The organism is Cellulosimicrobium cellulans, from assembly GCF_024124905.1.
GTDB lineage: Bacteria > Actinomycetota > Actinomycetes > Actinomycetales > Cellulomonadaceae > Cellulosimicrobium > Cellulosimicrobium cellulans_G.
The window spans coordinates 367,575-384,251 of record NZ_JAMXST010000001.1; the positions used below are offsets into that span (position 1 = coordinate 367,575).

At 69.7% G+C, this 16,677-nt stretch carries 24 protein-coding genes; 17 read left to right on the plus strand and 7 right to left on the minus strand.

The genetic code is table 11. The annotated features are described in order from the left end of the window. Positions 1-2 precede the first annotated feature (2 nt). Positions 3-872 (minus strand): cytochrome c biogenesis CcdA family protein, encoded by an 870-nt coding sequence (locus tag NHH00_RS01695; protein WP_102209895.1) that lies wholly within the window; start codon positions 870-872, stop codon positions 3-5. A gap of 6 nt (positions 873-878) precedes the next feature. After that, entirely contained in the window at positions 879-1,631 is a 753-nt protein-coding gene (locus tag NHH00_RS01700) for a DsbA family protein (protein WP_051016935.1), read from the minus strand. Between the two features lie 92 nt (positions 1,632-1,723). On the opposite strand from NHH00_RS01700, the gene NHH00_RS01705 reads away from it, so the two are divergent. From NHH00_RS01705 to NHH00_RS01725, 5 genes are read left to right on the plus strand one after another with little or no spacing between them, the layout of a single operon-like run. Continuing rightward, positions 1,724-2,314, plus strand: a complete 591-nt coding sequence (locus NHH00_RS01705; protein WP_051016936.1) for a hypothetical protein — start codon at positions 1,724-1,726, stop codon at positions 2,312-2,314. After that, positions 2,311-2,700 (plus strand): BlaI/MecI/CopY family transcriptional regulator, encoded by a 390-nt coding sequence (locus NHH00_RS01710; RefSeq protein ID WP_036542093.1) that lies wholly within the window; start codon positions 2,311-2,313, stop codon positions 2,698-2,700. The genes NHH00_RS01705 and NHH00_RS01710 overlap by 4 nt, the downstream gene beginning before the upstream one ends. Next, positions 2,697-3,680: a M56 family metallopeptidase gene (locus NHH00_RS01715; RefSeq protein ID WP_036542091.1), complete on the plus strand. Its 984-nt coding sequence runs from the start codon at positions 2,697-2,699 to the stop codon at positions 3,678-3,680. The genes NHH00_RS01710 and NHH00_RS01715 overlap by 4 nt, the downstream gene beginning before the upstream one ends. 53 nt (positions 3,681-3,733) lie before the next feature. Beyond that, positions 3,734-4,039 carry a hypothetical protein gene (locus NHH00_RS01720; protein WP_112266848.1) on the plus strand — a complete coding sequence of 102 codons (306 nt, stop codon included), beginning with the start codon at positions 3,734-3,736 and terminating at the stop codon, positions 4,037-4,039. 30 nt (positions 4,040-4,069) lie between these two features. Further along, entirely contained in the window at positions 4,070-4,768 is a 699-nt protein-coding gene (locus NHH00_RS01725) for an aspartate/glutamate racemase family protein (protein WP_028850584.1), read from the plus strand. 39 nt (positions 4,769-4,807) lie between these two features. Here the strand turns inward: NHH00_RS01725 and NHH00_RS01730 are convergent, their stop codons facing one another. The 5 genes from NHH00_RS01730 to NHH00_RS20485 form a co-directional block, all read right to left on the minus strand. Continuing rightward, positions 4,808-5,461 carry a class I SAM-dependent methyltransferase gene (locus NHH00_RS01730; protein ID WP_112266850.1) on the minus strand — a complete coding sequence of 218 codons (654 nt, stop codon included), beginning with the start codon at positions 5,459-5,461 and terminating at the stop codon, positions 4,808-4,810. Continuing rightward, on the minus strand, positions 5,458-5,622 hold the full coding sequence (locus NHH00_RS01735) for a hypothetical protein (RefSeq protein ID WP_169720974.1): 165 nt from the start codon (positions 5,620-5,622) through the stop codon (positions 5,458-5,460). Before NHH00_RS01735 ends, NHH00_RS01730 begins: the two co-directional genes overlap by 4 nt. Positions 5,623-5,688: 66 nt before the next feature. Continuing rightward, positions 5,689-5,964 (minus strand): metal-sensitive transcriptional regulator, encoded by a 276-nt coding sequence (locus NHH00_RS01740; protein WP_026529653.1) that lies wholly within the window; start codon positions 5,962-5,964, stop codon positions 5,689-5,691. Beyond that, the gene (locus NHH00_RS01745; protein WP_028850586.1) at positions 5,951-6,271 is read right to left on the minus strand and encodes a hypothetical protein; all 321 of its coding nucleotides are present in this window, start codon (positions 6,269-6,271) and stop codon (positions 5,951-5,953) included. The genes NHH00_RS01740 and NHH00_RS01745 overlap by 14 nt, the downstream gene beginning before the upstream one ends. After that, entirely contained in the window at positions 6,264-6,398 is a 135-nt protein-coding gene (locus NHH00_RS20485; protein ID WP_290444580.1) for a hypothetical protein, read from the minus strand. The genes NHH00_RS01745 and NHH00_RS20485 overlap by 8 nt, the downstream gene beginning before the upstream one ends. Before the next feature lie 263 nt (positions 6,399-6,661). Between NHH00_RS20485 and NHH00_RS01750 the strand changes: the two genes are divergently transcribed. The 12 genes from NHH00_RS01750 to NHH00_RS01805 all read left to right on the plus strand — a co-directional run bounded on the left by NHH00_RS01750 (position 6,662) and on the right by NHH00_RS01805 (position 16,673). After that, a complete protein-coding gene (locus tag NHH00_RS01750) occupies positions 6,662-7,246 on the plus strand; it encodes a hypothetical protein (protein WP_112266852.1) in 585 nt (194 codons plus the stop codon). Positions 7,247-7,454: 208 nt separating this feature from the next. Beyond that, positions 7,455-8,306: a helix-turn-helix domain-containing protein gene (locus tag NHH00_RS01755; protein ID WP_164498149.1), complete on the plus strand. Its 852-nt coding sequence runs from the start codon at positions 7,455-7,457 to the stop codon at positions 8,304-8,306. A gap of 220 nt (positions 8,307-8,526) precedes the next feature. Next, on the plus strand, positions 8,527-9,624 hold the full coding sequence (locus NHH00_RS01760) for an ArdC-like ssDNA-binding domain-containing protein (protein WP_112266854.1): 1,098 nt from the start codon (positions 8,527-8,529) through the stop codon (positions 9,622-9,624). Further along, entirely contained in the window at positions 9,624-10,538 is a 915-nt protein-coding gene (locus tag NHH00_RS01765; RefSeq protein ID WP_253049592.1) for a bifunctional DNA primase/polymerase, read from the plus strand. The genes NHH00_RS01760 and NHH00_RS01765 overlap by 1 nt, the downstream gene beginning before the upstream one ends. Beyond that, positions 10,535-11,245, plus strand: coding sequence for a DUF2637 domain-containing protein (locus NHH00_RS01770; protein ID WP_253049594.1), 711 nt, complete (start codon positions 10,535-10,537; stop codon positions 11,243-11,245). The genes NHH00_RS01765 and NHH00_RS01770 overlap by 4 nt, the downstream gene beginning before the upstream one ends. Then, entirely contained in the window at positions 11,242-11,649 is a 408-nt protein-coding gene (locus NHH00_RS01775) for a hypothetical protein (protein WP_253049596.1), read from the plus strand. The genes NHH00_RS01770 and NHH00_RS01775 overlap by 4 nt, the downstream gene beginning before the upstream one ends. A 92-nt stretch (positions 11,650-11,741) precedes the next feature. Then, the gene (locus NHH00_RS01780) at positions 11,742-12,623 is read left to right on the plus strand and encodes a hypothetical protein (RefSeq protein ID WP_253049598.1); all 882 of its coding nucleotides are present in this window, start codon (positions 11,742-11,744) and stop codon (positions 12,621-12,623) included. Then, positions 12,620-13,636 (plus strand): ParB N-terminal domain-containing protein, encoded by a 1,017-nt coding sequence (locus NHH00_RS01785; RefSeq protein ID WP_253049600.1) that lies wholly within the window; start codon positions 12,620-12,622, stop codon positions 13,634-13,636. The genes NHH00_RS01780 and NHH00_RS01785 overlap by 4 nt, the downstream gene beginning before the upstream one ends. Positions 13,637-13,677: 41 nt before the next feature. Beyond that, a complete protein-coding gene (locus NHH00_RS01790; protein WP_036542082.1) occupies positions 13,678-14,367 on the plus strand; it encodes a hypothetical protein in 690 nt (229 codons plus the stop codon). A 13-nt stretch (positions 14,368-14,380) separates the two neighbouring features. After that, entirely contained in the window at positions 14,381-16,012 is a 1,632-nt protein-coding gene (locus tag NHH00_RS01795; protein ID WP_253049602.1) for a M23 family metallopeptidase, read from the plus strand. Continuing rightward, the gene (locus tag NHH00_RS01800) at positions 16,012-16,278 is read left to right on the plus strand and encodes a DUF6112 family protein (RefSeq protein WP_026529667.1); all 267 of its coding nucleotides are present in this window, start codon (positions 16,012-16,014) and stop codon (positions 16,276-16,278) included. The genes NHH00_RS01795 and NHH00_RS01800 overlap by 1 nt, the downstream gene beginning before the upstream one ends. A gap of 125 nt (positions 16,279-16,403) precedes the next feature. Further along, complete coding sequence (locus tag NHH00_RS01805; RefSeq protein WP_026529668.1) at positions 16,404-16,673, plus strand: DUF6112 family protein; 270 nt, start codon at positions 16,404-16,406, stop codon at positions 16,671-16,673. Positions 16,674-16,677: the final 4 nt, after the last annotated feature.

Genomic DNA, 16,677 nt, shown 5'->3' on the forward strand with positions numbered 1-16,677 from the left:
CGTCATGACTGTTCCGCGCGGTGCTCGCCCGCCTGGGCGTCAGCGCGAGCGTGGGTACGGCGGCGTCTGGCCCAGAGCACGAGCACGATCCCGGCGATGAGGACGACGGCGAGGATGTCCAGGATCGGGTTCGCCAGGATCGCGGTGTTCTCCTGGAGCCAGGCCTGGGCGTCGAGCGGAACCAGTTCGGGAGCCCCGACCAGGCCGTTGGTGGTCCAGAACAGCACCCCGACGCCCACGATCAGCAGCCCGGTGACCACCGAGGTGGTGTGCAGCTCCCGGCCCAGCACGGTGAACGATCGCCCGCGCAGGAACCGGCGTCCACGGGCGCCCAGGCGCTGCCAGAGCGCGGCGATCAGCAGCAGCGGCAGCACCATGCCCGCGCCGTACACGGCGAGCATGACGCCGGCGGCGAGGGTGTCGCCGCGGGCGGCGGCCAGGGTGAGCACGGCGCCCAGGATCGGGCCGGCGCAGAATCCCGCGATGCCGCTGGCAGCGCCCAGCAGCACCGTCTTGACGAGTCCGGTCTTGGACGCCGCTTGCGCGTGCAGGTCTGCCCCGGCCGGTAGCAGCCGGGCAGGGTCGAACCCGAACCCGAGCGCCTGCGCCGCGCCGAGGACGACCAGGACCAGCGAGGCGACGAGCACGATCGCCTGCCGGTGAGTCACGAACAGCGTCCCCAGGGCGCCGGCTCCGACCCCCACGGGGACCAGGACGGTCAGCAGGCCGACGTAGAACACGGCTCCGTGCAGCAGCAGCCGGGGCCCGCTGCCGATCGTGGAGGCGAAGAACGCCGGCATCAGCAACGCCGCGCACGGGCTCAGCAGCGCGAGCGTGCCGCCGGCGAACGCGGCGAGCAGTCCGATGTCCACGCCGCCTCACTCCGCCGCGTCGAGCGCGCTCTGGAACGCTTCCTGGAACACCTCGGTGGGCTGCGCCCCGACGATCGGCTGTCCGCCCAGGATGAAGATCGGGGTGGAGGTGGCGCCGAGGTCGAACCCGAACTGCTGGTTGGCGGCGATCACCTGCGCCGTCTCCTCCGAGCCCAGGTCGGCGGCGAACTGCTCGGTGTCCAAACCGAGTTCGCCCGCCAAGGCGACGAGGGCTTCCTCGCTCAGCTCGCTCTCGGACCTGCGCTCCCCGTCCTCGAACAGGGCGTCGTGGTACTCCCAGAGCGCCCCCTGGAGGGCGGCGGCGTACGAGGCCCGCGCTGCGCGCTCGGACGCGGGACCGAACACGTTGATGTCGCGCCACTCGATCCGCAGATCCCCGGCGTCGACGTGCTCCATCATCGACGGCAGTGTCTGCTCGCTCCACCGCGCGCAGAACGGGCACTGATAGTCCGAGAACACCACCAGCACCACCGGCGCATCCACGGGCCCGGCCGCGAGCAGGTCCGCCTCGTCCCTGGTCTCGGCCGCAGACAGGTCCGGTTGCTCGGGGTTCTGCACCTCCGTCGGCGCGCCGCTATCCGACGGCGAGCCCCCCTCCTCGGCCGTCGTGCCACTCCAGTTCACCGCCACGATCACGGCGATCAGGACAGCAGCCAGGGTCAACACGGCGACCGGCACGATTTGTGACGACCTCGAACGGTTCGACGGTTTCGGGCGGTTCGTGGTCTCGGTGGGCATAGGGATTCTCCTGTCACTGTCGCGGGCACCGACCTCTACTATCTCAGATAGTCGACTATGCGTGGTAGTCGAGTCGTGTCAGAATGGGTTCCATGACCTCTCCCACGACTCGATCCCGCCAGGGCATCGGCGAAAGCTTCCGGTTGGCGGTCCAGGCGCTTCGAGGGTGGACGGGCAGGCAGGTGCTGGCCGCGATCGCTGCCTCGGCGGTCGTCGCGGTGGTGATCGGGGTGGCGACGGTGCTGATCCCCAACCCGCTGTTCGGTCGAGACATCCCGCCGGTGTGGTGGAACTATCCGGTGTGGCTGGTCACCTCGGTGCTGTCGGGCATGCTGGTCGCTACGTATATCCGCCCGTACCGCGCCGCCGCGGACGAGCAGCAGGCGAATGCGGTCAGCGAGGACGGCGCCGCCACCGACGCGGCCGATGAGGCGCAGGCTCGGCGCAGCAGCCGGATGGGAATGGCCGGCGGCATCCTGGCGTGGTTCGCGGTGGGGTGCCCGGTGTGCAACAAGCTGGCGCTGCTGGCGCTGGGGTACTCGGGAGCGATCACCTGGTTCACCCCCGTGCAGCCGTTCCTCGCGCTCGGCGCGCTGATCCTGACCGGCGTCGCACTGGTGTGGCGACTACGCGGGCAGGTCGCTTGCCCGGTCCGCCCCGAGCCGGTGGCGGCTGTGCGATGAAGGCCGCCGATGGGCGCTCCGGCGACCTGCTGCGCCTGGGGGCGTTGGAAGCGCAGGTGATGGACGTGCTGTGGGACCACGGCCCGGCTACCGTGCGCGAAGTGATCGAGCACCTGCCCTCCGACCCCGCCTACACCACCATCGCGACCGTGCTCACCAACCTGGATCGCAAGCGCCTGGTGACCATCACGAGGCAGAACCGGTCCACCCGGTACGGCGCCAAGATCACCAGGCACGAGCACGCCGCGGGGCTGATGGAGCAGGTGCTGGAGGCTAGCCGCGACCGGGCCGCCTCGATCCTGCAGTTCGTGGACTCGATGCCCGAGAACGACCTGGACCTGCTGCGCGACTACCTGGAACGCCGCGACCGGGGAGACATGCCATGACCGCGGGCATCCTCACGATGGCTCTGTGCACCGGACTGGTGGCATTGGCGGTGTTCGGGCCGTGGTTGCTGCGGCACGCTGCCCCCGCCCTGGTGCGCGTCCCGCGCTTGGCGATCGTGGTCGTCGCCGGCGGCATCGGGGTCTGGCTGGTCACGCTGCTGGCGATCGGCCCGGTGCTGGCCTGGGCCGGAGCCGGCCCCGCGCTGCTGCCCGAACGCGCGGCCGAGGTCTGCCAACGGTGCCTGACCGCCGCGAACCCGTTCTCCGCCGACACCACCGAAACCCTGATCCCCGCGGTGCTGCTGCTCGCCCTGCCGGTGGCGCTGGCCCTTGCTCTGGGAGCAGGTCTTGCCCGCCAGATGGTTCGGCGCAGCTCTCGCTCCCGGGACGCCGCCCGCACGCTGCTACACGGCGCGCGGCGGCAGCTCCTTCACGGGCACGAGGTGGCACTGGTCGACGCCGAGCACCCGTTCGCGCTTACCTTCCCCGACCGTCACGGCGGGATCGTGCTCTCCACCGGCGCGGTGCGCGCGCTGGGGCCGGGCGAGCTGGCCGCCGTGCTGGCCCACGAGCACGCCCACCTGCACCAACGCCACCACCTCATCACCGCGCTAGTGGACAGCATCGCCGCCTACCTACGGTGGGTGCCGCTGATCCGCGCTGTCGCCGACGCGCTGCCGCACTACCTGGAGATCGCCGCGGACGACCAGGCCCGCCGTCACGCAGGAACCAGGGCGCTGGTCAGCGCCCTGGTCAAGCTCGGCGAACGCACCCACCCCGCCATGCCGCAGCACTCCTGCCCTGTCGCCTTGCACGCCGCTGGTCCCGAACGCATCCGCCACCTCGTCCACCCCAGCGCCGGGCTGGCAGGCGCCCTGCCCGCCGTCGCGATCGCCGCATACCTGGTCGGCATGGCCGCCCTTGCTGCCCTCGTCCATCTGCCCTACGTCTCGGCCGCCCTCACCGGCTGCACCATCTGACCCTGCCGGAAACCAAGAGAGAACACCAAACAATGAATGAGAACACTCGTGAGGTGATCCTGCACGTGGCCGACGACCCCGCCGACGTGCAACGGGCGCTGGACGCCGCCGCCGGACTCCACGCCGCCGGCCTGGGAGTGCGGGTGCGGGTGATCGTCAACGGCCCGGCACTGGCCGGCCTGACCGGCACCGATGCCGTCCAGGTGCCCGAGCACACCGAGGTGGCCGCGTGCAGCGTCGGGCTCGGACGGCGCGGCATCGACCCCGGCGAGTTGCGACCCGAGGTCGGCACGGTCCCCTCCGCGGTCACCGCGATCGTCCATGCGCAACTGGCCGACGCCGCCTACATCCGCATCTGACCGGACCAGAAGGTGGCAGATGGAGCGCCGATGAGGACCATCGGGTTGCTGCACGGGATGAGCAGCGTCGCGACGGTGGACTACTACCGCCGGATCAACGACCGCGTGAACGAGCTGCGTGGCGGGCACGAGCGAGCCGAGCTGGTGCTGTCCAGCGTGAACTTCGGCGTCATCGAACGATGCGTGCGCGCCGAAGCCTGGGATGAGGCCGGACAGTATCTGGCAGGCAAAGCCCGGGGCCTGCAGCGGGCGGGAGCGGACTTCATCGCCTGCGGGAGCAACACGATGCACCGAGTCGCGCCCGTCATCGAGGCGGCGATCACCGTCCCATTCCTGCACATCGCCGATGTGGTCGCGACCACAGCGACCGACATCGGGGTGACCCGGCTGGGACTGCTCGGCACCGCGCCGACGATGGAACAGGACTTCTACCGGAGAAGACTCGAGCGAGCGGGCTTCACTGTGCTGCCCCCGGAGCCCGTCGACCGGACCACGGTCGATCAGATCATCTTCGACGAGCTGACCAGACACGTGTTCCGGCCTGAGTCTCGGGAGACCTACATCCGGGTCATGACAGACCTCCACGCGGCCGGGGCCGAGGCGATCGTGCTCGGATGCACCGAGATCATCCTCTTGGTCGGCCCCGACGACGTGCCGGGACTGCCGCTGCTTGACTCGACCACGCTGCACGTCGAAGCCATCGTCCAGACCGCGATGTCCCGCGGCTAAGCCGCCCCACAGCGGGTCCGCCGCGCCGGGACGAGCCGGTCACCGGCGCTGGAGGAGAAGTACCCCGTCGGTCAGCTCGGCGGCCTCGCCGGAAGGGGCGGTGGCGTGTCGGGTGTGCGTCTGGATGCTCAGGACGAGCCAGTCGTGCTCGTTGAGGTTCAGCTCCACGAACTGTCGTGCCGGGCTGGGAAAGCTGTGCGCGGGATGATCCGCGGCGTCGACCCAGGGTGGGAGTGCGGCGTGGGAGAGGACCACGAGGTGACCGCCGGCGCGCACCGTGGTGGCTGCGCGTTGCAGGATCGCGATGCGCGGGAGCGAGACAGGCGAGTGCAGGAAGCTGGCGGTCATCAGATCGTAGGGGCCGTCGTCCGGCTCCCACCGTGCCAGGTCGGCAGTGACGAACCGGGTGGCCGCGCTGGCCTGTTGACGCTGAGCCTCGCGGCGTGCGCGGGCGATAGCGGTGGCGGAGATGTCCACGCCGGTGACGAGCCAGCCCTGGGTGGCGAGCCAGATCGCATCGGCGCCCTCCCCGCACCCCAGATCCAGCGCTTTCCCCGGAGCCAAGTGCTGCACAGCGTTGACCAGGCTAGGGTTCGGGCGGCCCGACCACACGCGCTCGGCGTCCCGGTAGCGGCCCTCCCAGAACTCCTGAGGATTCTGAGAGGGCGAGTCGTGGCGCGTGGCGCCTGTCATCGTCCGAACAAGCGGGCGAAGAACCCGCTCGTCGCGGCTGCCTTCTCCTTCTCCTTGTCGTGTCCGGGGCACCACTGGCCCGCCGGCACGGTGCGCTTGACCTCGGCGATGTGCTGGCCGCAGCCGGCCCAGGTGGTCTTGCCGCAGGTCTTACAGGTCACAGCTCGGCACATGGATTGCTTCTTCCTTCGAGGGCTGGCTGTCGGTTGGTCGTGAGGATCGCTCGTTCAGGCGAGCGTGAGGAACAGCTTCTCCAGCTCCTCGGTGGTGATGTCGTCGGCACGGTTGGTGCCGTCGGGGTCGGCGATGCAGTCCTTCATCGCGGTGGAGATGATCGCGAACCCGGCACGGTCAAGCGCCGAGGAGACCGCCGCGAGCTGGGTCACCACCTCCCGGCACGACCCGCCGCCTTCGACCGCGTCAATGACGGCGTTGAGCTGGCCGCGGGCGCGGCGGAGCCGGTTGAGGATGCGGCGCTGGGCGTCGGGGTCACTCGTGGACATGAGAACTCCTGTTCGGGACGGGGGCGCTCGTCAGGTCGACGTGCTGCCGGGCATCGGGGATGTCGAGTGTGTGCTGCGGCGTCTGAGGCTGCCGACGAGTGGTGAGCCAGCTCGTCGGGCATGTTCCAGTGACCGCCATGACCGCGATGACGGTGGCCATCACGCCGGCGGCTACCGCGATCGCCGGGTCCGTCGACAGCATGGATGCACCGAACGCGCCGACGATCAGGGCGACGGCTCCACGGCTCAGCCGCCCCCATACGCCGGCGCGGCATGCCGGGGCGCAGGTGAGCTGTCGGTCAGACATAGGCGAAACTCCTCTGACTGTCAGGAACGTCGTCGAGTGGGTGGTCGGCCCAAAAGCCCAGGATCGGCACCGAGCTCTCCTCGACCACCCCGGTCGGGTTCTCTCGCCTGATCTCGGTCGCGCCCATGACTCCACTATACCCCCGGGGGTATCGCGATCTCAACTTTGTCATCGCAGCGTCGCGAACGAAGTCTCCGCGACAGAGGCAAGCGGACTCTCCGGACGGTTGTGCAGCGCCCACCGATCGCTCCTCGCGCAGCCCACTCCTCTCGGACCGCGTGGGCCGCAGAGGTCACGAACCGGGCGGGAGGCGGCTACCCCACGGCGGCCGGCGAAGACAGGCTGAACCATACGACTATGCTAGATAGTAACTATCATGGATAGTCGAACATGAGGTTGGTCAACGTGCGGAACGGGGTTCGGAGCATGCGGGAGACAGTCGGACGGAGTAAGCCACCGCCGCGGCGCTGGCATGGGTTCCTCAGCGCGGCGGCGGGGACGGTCCTCGTCCTCGCTGGCGGGGCGCTGCTGGTAGGCCTTCTCGCCGCGCCGGAGCGGGTCGAGTATGTGTACGGGACGGTGAAGACGGCGGTCACGGGAAGCATCCATGCCGCGCGGGAGGACGCGTTCGGAGACCTGCCCACCGTGGACTTGGGCGCCACGGGTGGCGTGCACGAACTAGACGGCTGCGACGGAACGTTCACGGAGATGAGTTCCTACGAGCGGGAGGGCGTTCCGCCGGTATGGGCAGCTCACAACAATTGTCAAGGCGACGTCCTGCTCCCCTGGGAGATAGGCCAACGGGTGCAGGTCGAGGGTAGCGATCAGGTGTATCAAGTGGTTGATATCCGCCACACGCCAAAGACCTGGGCGACCACCGATGACCTACTTGGCCTCGACGGTTCATTCGCCTTGCAGACATGCTTCTACGGCGAGGACCGGATGAAGTTCGTTGGGCTCGAACCGGTCGATTAGTCGCGGGATTGTCGAGACCCGCCCGTCGCGCAGTCCTCAGCGCGGTCCGTCTGGTGCCCGCGAAAGAGGTGGTCAGGAATCCCATCCCAGGAATGCGGTTGATGAGCCCGAATCGGTCGCGGCGTCGAACCAACACGAGTCCTGCAGTCTCCGCGGTTTCGCACCCATCCTCGCCCGGAACCGCATCATCGTCCAGCCGGTCGGGCCGTTGGCCTACGACTGCGTTCAGGTCATCGTCGTTCGCGATGGAAGCGCTATCCTGTTTAGCGAGTTCAAGCAGAAGCTGGTCAAGTTTGGGGACGTGATTCTCCTGGGGGCCAACACACTGCTTGGGGGTGAGCCCGAGGGTCGTGCAACTGTGACGACGGTCTATCTCGACACCGACTACTTGATTGACCAGATTTTCTGGCAACACGTCGGCATATTACGGGACCGCCTCGACGCGCAGTGCTTTGCCGAGACTATGTATGCCGAGCCTGCGCAGGTACTTCATATCGGCGAAGATCGAGCGGGTATGCTGATGCCGCGTCTCGATGAGCTGGTTGCTCTCAGTATCGATGGCCGATTCGCGGAGAACTTCAATCGAATGCAGGCATTGTGGTTCAGCATCGCTCATGTCGTGACTCCCTTTGTCAAGACCTCACCGATCCGTACATCCCCGACGCAGCGCGCGACCGCGATACCCTCCCTACCTCGTGTTCGTCGGTTTGCGCCATTGCGCACAGAAGCGCGCAAGGTCGCTGAACTCTTACGGACGGACCCGGCGCGGCGTTGGTCCGTGTCGGACTTGGCAGATGAAGTACATCTGTCGAAGTCACAGGTCAACCGCATCTTCGTTGAGGCGTACGGGAAGTCACCGATCGCTTACCTGACCATGCAGCGAGCCGAGCGGATGGCGCATCTTTTACGCACGACGTCCCGCTCTGTTGCGGCGATCGCTCAGGAGGTGGGCTGGAGCGATCCTGACTTCGCCGCTCGCCAGTTCCGCCGCGGCGTCGGCCTTACTCCCAGCGACTACCGGACGATGCATCGGGTGACGTCCACGCAAGTGGCCGGGTGAAGGACGCATCTGTCCGGGTGATAGCCGCGGGATCGGTGGCCGCAGGCCCCAGGGCCAGTTCCGATCCGGTAGGCCGGTAGAGACTCGTCGGGTTCGTCGCGGAGCTGACGGTCGCCAGTCTTGTTCCGTCGTCCGTCTTGTCTTCCTGATCCGCCCGGCGTACCTCGCGGTCGCACGGTTGCTCCCACTCGGAGTGGCCCTGGCGGAGGGAGGTCAGGCGATGGCTGCGAACGAGGACAAGCAGGCGGCGCGGCAAGTGACGCTCGATGCGCTGGAAGAACGCATCGTGCGTTCGGTCGAGGAACTGGTGTCGGGCGATGACTGGCGGCGTGCGATCGAGTTCGCCGCGAGGTTCCGGACCCGCTCGTTCAACAACACGCTGTTGATCTGGGCGCAGCATCTCGAAGCCTACGAACAGGGCCGGGTGCCGACACCGACGCCGACCTGGGTTGCCGGGTACAACGACTGGCAGAAGATGGGCCGCTGGCCGGAGAAGGACGGCGGCTATCGGATTCGCGGTCCGGTCAAGGCGAGGTTCGCATCGGCGACCCCGCGCGATCCGGCGTCGTGGCGGCGGCTCGGGAAGTGGGAGAAGCCCCGACCGGGCGAAGTCGTGCGCAGGCGGATCGTCAGCGTCGTCCCGGCCTATGTGTGGGACGTGTCGAGGACGCACGGCGCACCGCTTCCCGAGCTGCCCCGTCCGAGGCTGCTGGAAGGCGAAGCCCCGGCCGGGCTGTGGGAGGGCCTGACCGAGCAGGCGGAGTCGCTGGGGTTCGAGGTGCTGCGGATGCCGCGCGACCGCATCGAACGGGGCGCGAACGGCTGCATCGACTTCGAGACCCGGCAAGTGATGGTCTGCGCGGACATGGACCCGGCCGCGCAGGTCAAGACCCTCGCGCACGAGCTGGCGCACGTCCGGCTGGACGGCCCGAATCAGCGGGACGACGCCCGCGAGCATCGAGGAATCAGCGAGGTACGCGCGGAGTCGGTCGCGTTGATGATCGCCGCCGCACACGGCATGGACACCAGCGACTACACGATCCCGTATGTCGCCGGATGGGCGAGCAACGTGGACGGGAAAGACCCCGTGGCGGTGGTCCGCGCCACGGGCGAGCAGGTGCGCAGCACCGCATTCGACATTCTCGACAAGCTCGACACCACACAGCTCGGGAACGGCAACCCGCTGTCCCTGCGTGTCGATGGCCCGGAGCACACGCCGCAGGCCCAGGAGACGCCAGAGCAGGCCGCGCGCCAGGTCGAGCCGCTGCCGGAGCGGGAGACGCCGGCGGCCTCAGTCGGCTCGGGACGGGGCCTGTGATGGTCACCCCCGCCACGGCTGCCGCCGTGTTCGGTCAGCTCGACGGGGCACCGTTGCCGGTCGCGGCTGGTGAGCTGGCGCGGGCCGGAGTTCCGGTGTTCCCCTGTGCGCCGGCCGGGAAGCGGCCGATCCCGGAGCGCGGATTCCACGAGGCCAGCATCGACCCGAGCCGTGTTGAGGCGTGGTGGCGGGCGCGGCCGGCCGCGAACATCGGCATCCCGACCGGTGCCGTCTCGGGGCTGGTAGTGATCGACGTGGATGTGCACGGCGTCAACGGGTACGCCGCCTACGCGCGGTCAGCCCGGGCCGGGCTGATCCCCGAGCCGCTGGCGGTCGTGCGCACACCCACCGGCGGCCAGCACGCCTACTTTCCAGCCGACCCGAACCAGGCGCAACGGTCCTGGCAGGCAGGGAAGGTCGGCATCGACTGTCGCGGGGACGGCGGCTACATCATCGCCCCGCCCTCGCTGCTACGGCTCGACGGCCTGCGCACGCCGTACCGGGTCGAGCAGCTCGCGGCCGGTGCGGCCTGGCCGATAGATGCGGCCCGGCTGCGAGACTTCCTTGATCCTCGGCCCGCGCCTCGGCCGCGCCTCGGTGGGCCAGTGCGGCGCGAGGATGCGGAGCGGCTGGCGACGTGGCTGGGGCGGCAGGCCACCGACCGCAACCTCAAACTCTTCTGGGCCTCGTGCCGGTTGTCCGAGGGCGGGGTGCCGCTCACGGATGCCCTGGACGCGATGGTGACGGCCGCACAATCCGATTTCGGGGAGCGGGAAATCACCCGCACCGTCTACAGCGCCTATCGCAGCGTCGGCGCCGGAGCCCGCCGGGACCGTCCGGCCGCATCGCCTTCGGGCGAGTTCGCTCGCGGGAACGCGCAGCAGCGGGCGCCCGCCACGCGGGGGCTGTCATGAAGGAGCTACGCGGCCGCCGGTGGGCGGTCATCACCTCGGTCGCCGGGACGGTGTTCATCGCCGCCGGCGCATTCTGGCTCAGCTTCACCTCCTTGGCCGACCTTGCCCGCCGCTCCGGGATCGGGACCGGGCAGGCGTGGGCGTGGCCGCTGATCGTCGACGGCGTGATTGTGGTCTCCACGGTCGCCGTCGTCGCCCTCGCCGGTGAGCGAGCGGCGTGGTATCCATGGGCGCTGCTGGTCGGCGGCGCCGCCGTGTCGGTGACGGCGAACAGCTTGCACGCGGTGGTCGCGGCCGACGCCGACGTGCCCGGACCGCTCGCGGCCGCGGTCGCTGCCGTGCCGCCGGTCGTGCTGCTGGCGATCACGCATCTGACCGTCGTGCTGACCCGCGCCACCGCACGCCCCACTATTGCGCTCGAGTTGCCACCGGCGGTCGAGCCGATCACCGCCCAGCCACAGCGCGAGGCGGCACCTCTCGACCCGCCACCTGCGGAGGCAGGCGTCACCGCTACGGACTCTGACGGCGGGCCGGATCGCCGGGTGCTCGCGGCAGAGCTGCGCGAGCAGGACTGGTCGAACAAGGCCATCGCCCGGCACCTGGGCGTGCATCCCTCGACGGTGGGCCGCTGGCTGCCGCGTGCTCACCAGTCCGATGAGGCGGACCCCTCCGGGTCGCAGCCCGAGATGGAAGGAGCCCTGCCATGAACGACGAAGACCGGATGCGGGAGCAGCATCGCCAGCACCCCGAGCCCGAGCCGCCGCCTGCGCGGAACGACCCGGACTCGTCCGAGGCGACCGAAGCCGCGGGGACTCCGGATGCGGTCAAGGACGCCGAGTCCCGCAAGGCCGCCAAGGAGAAGCTGGCGCGGGTACGGGGCCGGGGCGTGGATTGGGTGCGCCCGACCGACCTGATCGCCCAAGGCGGCGGCGCGCTGTCTCGCCGGGGCATCGACCGGACCGCCGATATGAACCGGCACGTCCGCGCCCCGATCGAGAAGGGCGCCCGCTGGGTCGCCGAGCGAGCCAAGCGTCTGCCGCCCCTGAGCGCGTTCGGCCGTCGCGGCGGCGCCGAGCAGGGACCGCACCGCTCCGGGGTCGGGATGAGGTAGCCGGGTGGTGATGAGTCATGGGCGCCCATTCCGTCACGGCGAGCCCCGCAGTCGTCTGCGGGTGCACCTCGCCGTCGGGAGGTGCCCAGACCATGACCAACGACACCAGCACCATGAGCGAGACCAGCGGCCGGACGGCTGAGGACTACCGCACCAGCGAGGGCCTGCGTGCCCTGCTGAAACGGCTGCACGCCGCCGGCCAGCGCGCCTGGGAGCACGACCCGGTAGCGGCAGAGCTGATGGCGTTCGCGGCCGAGAAGTACGCGGCGCTGGCGCACAAGCACCGGCTCGATCCGTGGGAGGCCGCGTCGGCGGCGTTCGACGTGATGCGCACCAAGGCCGCCCGCACCGCCGATGACCCGTGGGCGGTCATCACGCACGCGGTACGGATCACCTGCATCGCCGAGGAACGCGGCCAAGGGCTGCTGTGCTCGACCCACCAGGCACGCCGGCCCCGCTACTCGATCTTCCACGACCCCGAACGGCTCTCCGACCGCGAGAACGTCCTGAGCGACTACCATCCCGCGTTCCAGATCAAGGACGCCCACGACCGCGACAACACCCCGGAGCAGGCACCGGCCGAGCCGGCGGCAACCACCGCGAGGTCGGCGGTCGAGGACGCGATCACGCTGCTGATGCTGCTGGACTGGCCCGAGGGCACGGCACGCCCGGCGGTAGAACACGTCTGCGTGGCGCTGACCCGCGTCGGGAACCGGCATACGGCCTACGAGACGCTGCGACGCGACAAGCACGCCCGAGCCCTGATCGACCTCCCGGGACGCTCCTGGGCGGTGCTGCTGCGCGCCCTGCTCGGCTGCCCGGACCCGGCGCTCGCGGCGACCGGCGCGGGACGCGGCATCCTGCTGCGGCTGCTGATCGGCGAGACCCTGCCGGTGCTGCTGCGCGATGACGACCTCGTGCTCACCCTCTCGCTGGCTGCGCCGGGCACGACGAAGGCTCGGGGTGCGGGATGAGCGCACCGGCCGGGCACATCGAGCTGGAGCGGGCGGTGGACTCCATCATGGTCGGCAACCGGCATCGCACGGACCTGGGCGACATCGACGCGCTCGCGGCGTCGATCGACCGGGACGGTCTGTTGCAGCCGCCGACGATCACCCCGGACGGGGTGCTGGTGTGCGGGGCGCGCCGGATGGCCGCGATCAAGAAGCTCGGCTGGCGCCGCGTCAGCGTGTGGGTGCGCTCCGGTATCTCGGACCGGCTGGGGCATCTGCTGGCCGAGCAGGACGACAACCAGCTCCACAAGCCGCTCACCCCGATCGAGGCCGCCGCCTTGTACCGGGAGATCAAGGAACTCATGGCCGAGGACGCCGCACGCCGCAAGGCCAAGACCCAGTTCCACGAGGGCCACGAGCCCGGAAAGCATGGTCCCGCCGATTCAGCGGGACCATCGGACTCGCACCAGCTTGGGGATGCTCGTGCGCAGGCGGCGCGGATGGTGACCGGCTCGGCGTCCTATAGCCGGCTGGAACAGATCGGGTACGTGCGACGCTTGGCTGACGACCCGACTGCCTCCGAGGCGGTGCGCGCCCAGGCGCGAGACGGAGTGACGCAGATCGAGGCCGGCGCGGCGGTCAACCCGATCTTCCAGCGCCTTCACGACGCCCAAGCCGAGGCCGACAGCGAGCGAGACCGGCGGTTGCACGAGCTGGCCGACGAGGCCCTGGCCCGCGTCGACGCCGCCAAGACCAGCAAGGCCAGCAAGCCGGCCCCACCGAAGCGTCGACCAGCCGCCGAGGACGAGGGACCGGCGCGGTACCCGGTGCGCGCGTTCGTGCTGACCTGGGGCGACCTGGAAGCGTGGTGGACCCACTACGACATGGACGAGCTGGCCGTCGAGCTCACCGACGAGCAGGCCGAGGCGTTCTTCGCCACCGTCGACGGCACCACCGAGTTCGCCGACCAGCTCCGCACCGCCCGCACCACCGTCGCTGAGTCGGCGGGCCGGCCGCTGCTGCGCGCCCTCTGATGCACCGGTAGGGCCAGTCACCGGCGGGCTCACCTCTGGGCATGAAGACGAATCTCGCTTCCTGGTCCCGTGGCCGACTCATCGCGGTGATCGCCGCCGGCCTCGTGCTGCTGCTCCTGATCGGCGTCGGCGTGTATGGGCTCATCACCGGCCCACGACAGCCCACCGATCGCGCGCCCGATCCGGCTCCGACCATCACCGCTCCGGGTGAGTCCGAGCCCGGCAAACCGGGGCCGCCGCGGGTGATCCCCTCGCACGACCCGGATGAGTTCGCCCGCAATGTCGCTGAGGCGCTGTTCGCCTGGGACACCGGCTCCGGGCTGATGCCGCTGGATTACTCCGCCGCGATCTTGGAGGTCGGGGACCCCTCCGGCCATGAGCAGGCGGGCCTCGCCGCCGACATCGCGTCCTATCTGCCGTCGCGGGAGGCGTGGATCGAGCTGCGCAAGTACGCCACCACCCAGCATCTCACCATCGAGTCCTCGTTCGTGCCCCAAGCATGGGACACCGCGGTTGAGCAGGCCCAGTCCGGCCAGCTCCCGCGTGGTGCGACCGCGATCACGATCGAAGGAACCCGGCACCGCGAGGGCGTCTGGAACGGCGAACCCGTCACCAGCGAGCACCCCGTGGCCTTCACCGTGTTTCTGGCCTGCCCGCCCCCCGCGCCGGAGTTCCGCACCGGCCCGTGTCACGTGCTGCGCCTGTCGCAGCTCGACAACCCGCTGCGATGACAGAAGGCACGCCGTGGTCAAGAAGCTCCTCATCCTCGGACTCGCCTTCGTCCTGTTCGGCCCTGCCTGTGTCCTGATGGCGATCGGCGTGCTGATGAACCCCGCCGCCGCGAACTGCGCCGTCCCCGGCGGCAGCGTCACCGTGGGCAACGTCCCCGATTCGTTAACCGTCACCACGCAAGACGGCACCACGTTCACGCTGAACAAGACCCAGCTCACGCACGCGGCCACGATCATCACTGTCGGCGGCGGCATCGAGGGCGTCGGCCGGCCCGGCATCAAGATCGCGCTGATGGCCGCGCTCACCGAGAGCACCCTGCGCCAGCTCGCCAACACCAGTGCCTACCCCGAGTCCGCGAACTACCCCAACGACGGCAACGGCGGCGACCACGACTCCCTCGGCCTGTTCCAGATGCGCCCGCAATCCGGGTGGGGAACCGTCGCGGAGCTGATGGACACGAACTATCAGGCCCGCGCGTTCTACGGCGGACCCGATGGACCTAACTATCCCTCGCCGCGGGGCCTGCTGGACATCCCCGGCTGGGCCCAGATGGACCCCGGCGAGGCCGCGCAAGCCGTCGAGGTCAGTGCCTACCCTGACCGCTACCGCAACTACGAGCCGGTCGCCGAACGCATCCTCGACGCTCTCACCGGCGCGACGGGTGCGGCTGGCCCGGCCACCGCCTCGGTGGTGACCGGTCCGGTCGCGGAGTCCTCGCGGGTCGTGTTCCCGCTCCCCGAGGGAACTTGGGTGCTCACCAGCGAGTTCGGGCCGCGTATCCATCCGATCACCGGGGAACCGTCGTTCCACACCGGCACCGACTTCGCCGCACCGGACGGCACGCCGATCCTCGCCGCCGCAGACGGGACCGTGACCGTGGCCGAGTTCTCCGGCGGCTACGGCGGACTCATTGTCATCGAGCACCAGATCGACGGGCAGACCGTGGCGACCGCCTACGCGCATATGTGGCAGTCCGGCATCCTCGTCGCGGCCGGAGATCGTGTGACCGCGGGCCAGCACATCGGCGATGTCGGCAGCTCCGGGAACAGCACGGGGCCACACCTGCATTTCGAGGTCCGGCCCGGCGGCACGAGCGGCGAGGCCGTCGACGCGGCCAAGTGGCTTAACGACCACAACGCGGTCGACCTGCCCGAAGCCACGGTCGGCAGCCCGAACGAGTGCAGTTCCGGTGGAGCGCCGGGCGATCCCGCCCCGCTGGACGGCGACCCCGACCAGATGGTCGATGACCCCACCAGCGACGGGCAGATCACCGCGCGGATGGCGCACGTCATGGCCCAAGCCCGTGCCGCGTTCCCCGACAGCTCCTGGGCCTGCTACTCGCCCCGGCCCGGCACAACGTCAGAGCACCCGCTGGGCCGGGCGTGTGACATCACGTTCGGGAACCCGATCGGGACGCACCCGACGCCCGCGCAGCTCGAGGACGGGTGGCGGGTGACGAACTGGATGAAGGACCACGCCGAGTCGCTGGGCGTGGAGTACCTGATCTGGCAGGGCCAAATCTGGTCCCTGGCCCGCGACGCCGAAGGCTGGCGCCCCTACAACGGCGGCGGGATGCACGACCCCGGCGACGTGACCGGCGGCCATTACGACCACCTGCACGTCACCGTCAGGGCCGGTTCGTGATGGAAGTGTTCCCCGACTTCGACGGGCTCGGAGGCATCGGTGATCTGAAACAGGTCATCGGCGCCCTGCTGATGTTCGTGCTCATCGTCGCGGTGCTCATGGTCATCGTCTCGGCGATCTGCTGGGCGCTGGGCGCCTCGCACGGCAACCACTCGCTTGCCTCCAAGGGCCGGGTCGGGGTGCTCGTCGGCGTCGGCGCCGCCGCGCTCGCCGGCGCGGGGGTGGCGTGGGTGAACTGGCTCATCGCCCTCGGCCAACAGCTCTGATCCTCCGTCGCCAGCAGGCCCGCTCTCTGCGTTGGGAGCGGGCCTTTCGTCTGCCCGGTCTCGCCAGTCGCTCCCTGGTTCACCTCGTCGCCACAAGCCATTCGCTCAGCGAGGGAGTAACCGCCGTGATCGACATCGACCCCAACAGCTCGGGACTGCCCGGCATCGACCAGCTCCGCACCATCGTTGGCGCCGTGATGACGGTCGGCCTCATCCTCTCCGTACTGGCGCTAATCGTCTCCGCGATCGTCTGGGCCTACGGCGCCAACAGCTCGAACCCGCATCTGGCGGGCAGGGGCAAGCTGGGCGTTCTCATCTCCTGCGGTGCCGCGGTGATCTGCGGCGCGGCGGTGACGCTCGTGAACTTCTTCTGGAACGTCGGCCAGGCTGTATAGGGCC

Excerpts from the sequence above, each read along its gene's own strand:
- NHH00_RS01770 (WP_253049594.1), top strand. The coding sequence starts at position 10,535 with ATGAAGGAGCTACGCGGCCGCCGGTGGGCGGTCATCACCTCGGTCGCC.
- NHH00_RS01750 (WP_112266852.1), top strand. The coding sequence starts at position 6,662 with ATGAGGTTGGTCAACGTGCGGAACGGGGTTCGGAGCATGCGGGAGACA.
- NHH00_RS01780 (WP_253049598.1), top strand. The coding sequence starts at position 11,742 with ATGACCAACGACACCAGCACCATGAGCGAGACCAGCGGCCGGACGGCT.
- NHH00_RS01700 (WP_051016935.1), bottom strand. The coding sequence starts at position 1,631 with ATGCCCACCGAGACCACGAACCGCCCGAAACCGTCGAACCGTTCGAGG.
- NHH00_RS01715 (WP_036542091.1), top strand. The coding sequence starts at position 2,697 with ATGACCGCGGGCATCCTCACGATGGCTCTGTGCACCGGACTGGTGGCA.
- NHH00_RS01785 (WP_253049600.1), top strand. The coding sequence starts at position 12,620 with ATGAGCGCACCGGCCGGGCACATCGAGCTGGAGCGGGCGGTGGACTCC.
- NHH00_RS01740 (WP_026529653.1), bottom strand. The coding sequence starts at position 5,964 with ATGTCCACGAGTGACCCCGACGCCCAGCGCCGCATCCTCAACCGGCTC.
- NHH00_RS20485 (WP_290444580.1), bottom strand. The coding sequence starts at position 6,398 with ATGGGCGCGACCGAGATCAGGCGAGAGAACCCGACCGGGGTGGTCGAG.
- NHH00_RS01765 (WP_253049592.1), top strand. The coding sequence starts at position 9,624 with ATGGTCACCCCCGCCACGGCTGCCGCCGTGTTCGGTCAGCTCGACGGG.
- NHH00_RS01730 (WP_112266850.1), bottom strand. The coding sequence starts at position 5,461 with ATGACAGGCGCCACGCGCCACGACTCGCCCTCTCAGAATCCTCAGGAG.
- NHH00_RS01800 (WP_026529667.1), top strand. The coding sequence starts at position 16,012 with ATGGAAGTGTTCCCCGACTTCGACGGGCTCGGAGGCATCGGTGATCTG.
- NHH00_RS01745 (WP_028850586.1), bottom strand. The coding sequence starts at position 6,271 with ATGTCTGACCGACAGCTCACCTGCGCCCCGGCATGCCGCGCCGGCGTA.
- NHH00_RS01790 (WP_036542082.1), top strand. The coding sequence starts at position 13,678 with ATGAAGACGAATCTCGCTTCCTGGTCCCGTGGCCGACTCATCGCGGTG.
- NHH00_RS01760 (WP_112266854.1), top strand. The coding sequence starts at position 8,527 with ATGGCTGCGAACGAGGACAAGCAGGCGGCGCGGCAAGTGACGCTCGAT.
- NHH00_RS01725 (WP_028850584.1), top strand. The coding sequence starts at position 4,070 with ATGAGGACCATCGGGTTGCTGCACGGGATGAGCAGCGTCGCGACGGTG.
- NHH00_RS01710 (WP_036542093.1), top strand. The coding sequence starts at position 2,311 with ATGAAGGCCGCCGATGGGCGCTCCGGCGACCTGCTGCGCCTGGGGGCG.
- NHH00_RS01775 (WP_253049596.1), top strand. The coding sequence starts at position 11,242 with ATGAACGACGAAGACCGGATGCGGGAGCAGCATCGCCAGCACCCCGAG.
- NHH00_RS01705 (WP_051016936.1), top strand. The coding sequence starts at position 1,724 with ATGACCTCTCCCACGACTCGATCCCGCCAGGGCATCGGCGAAAGCTTC.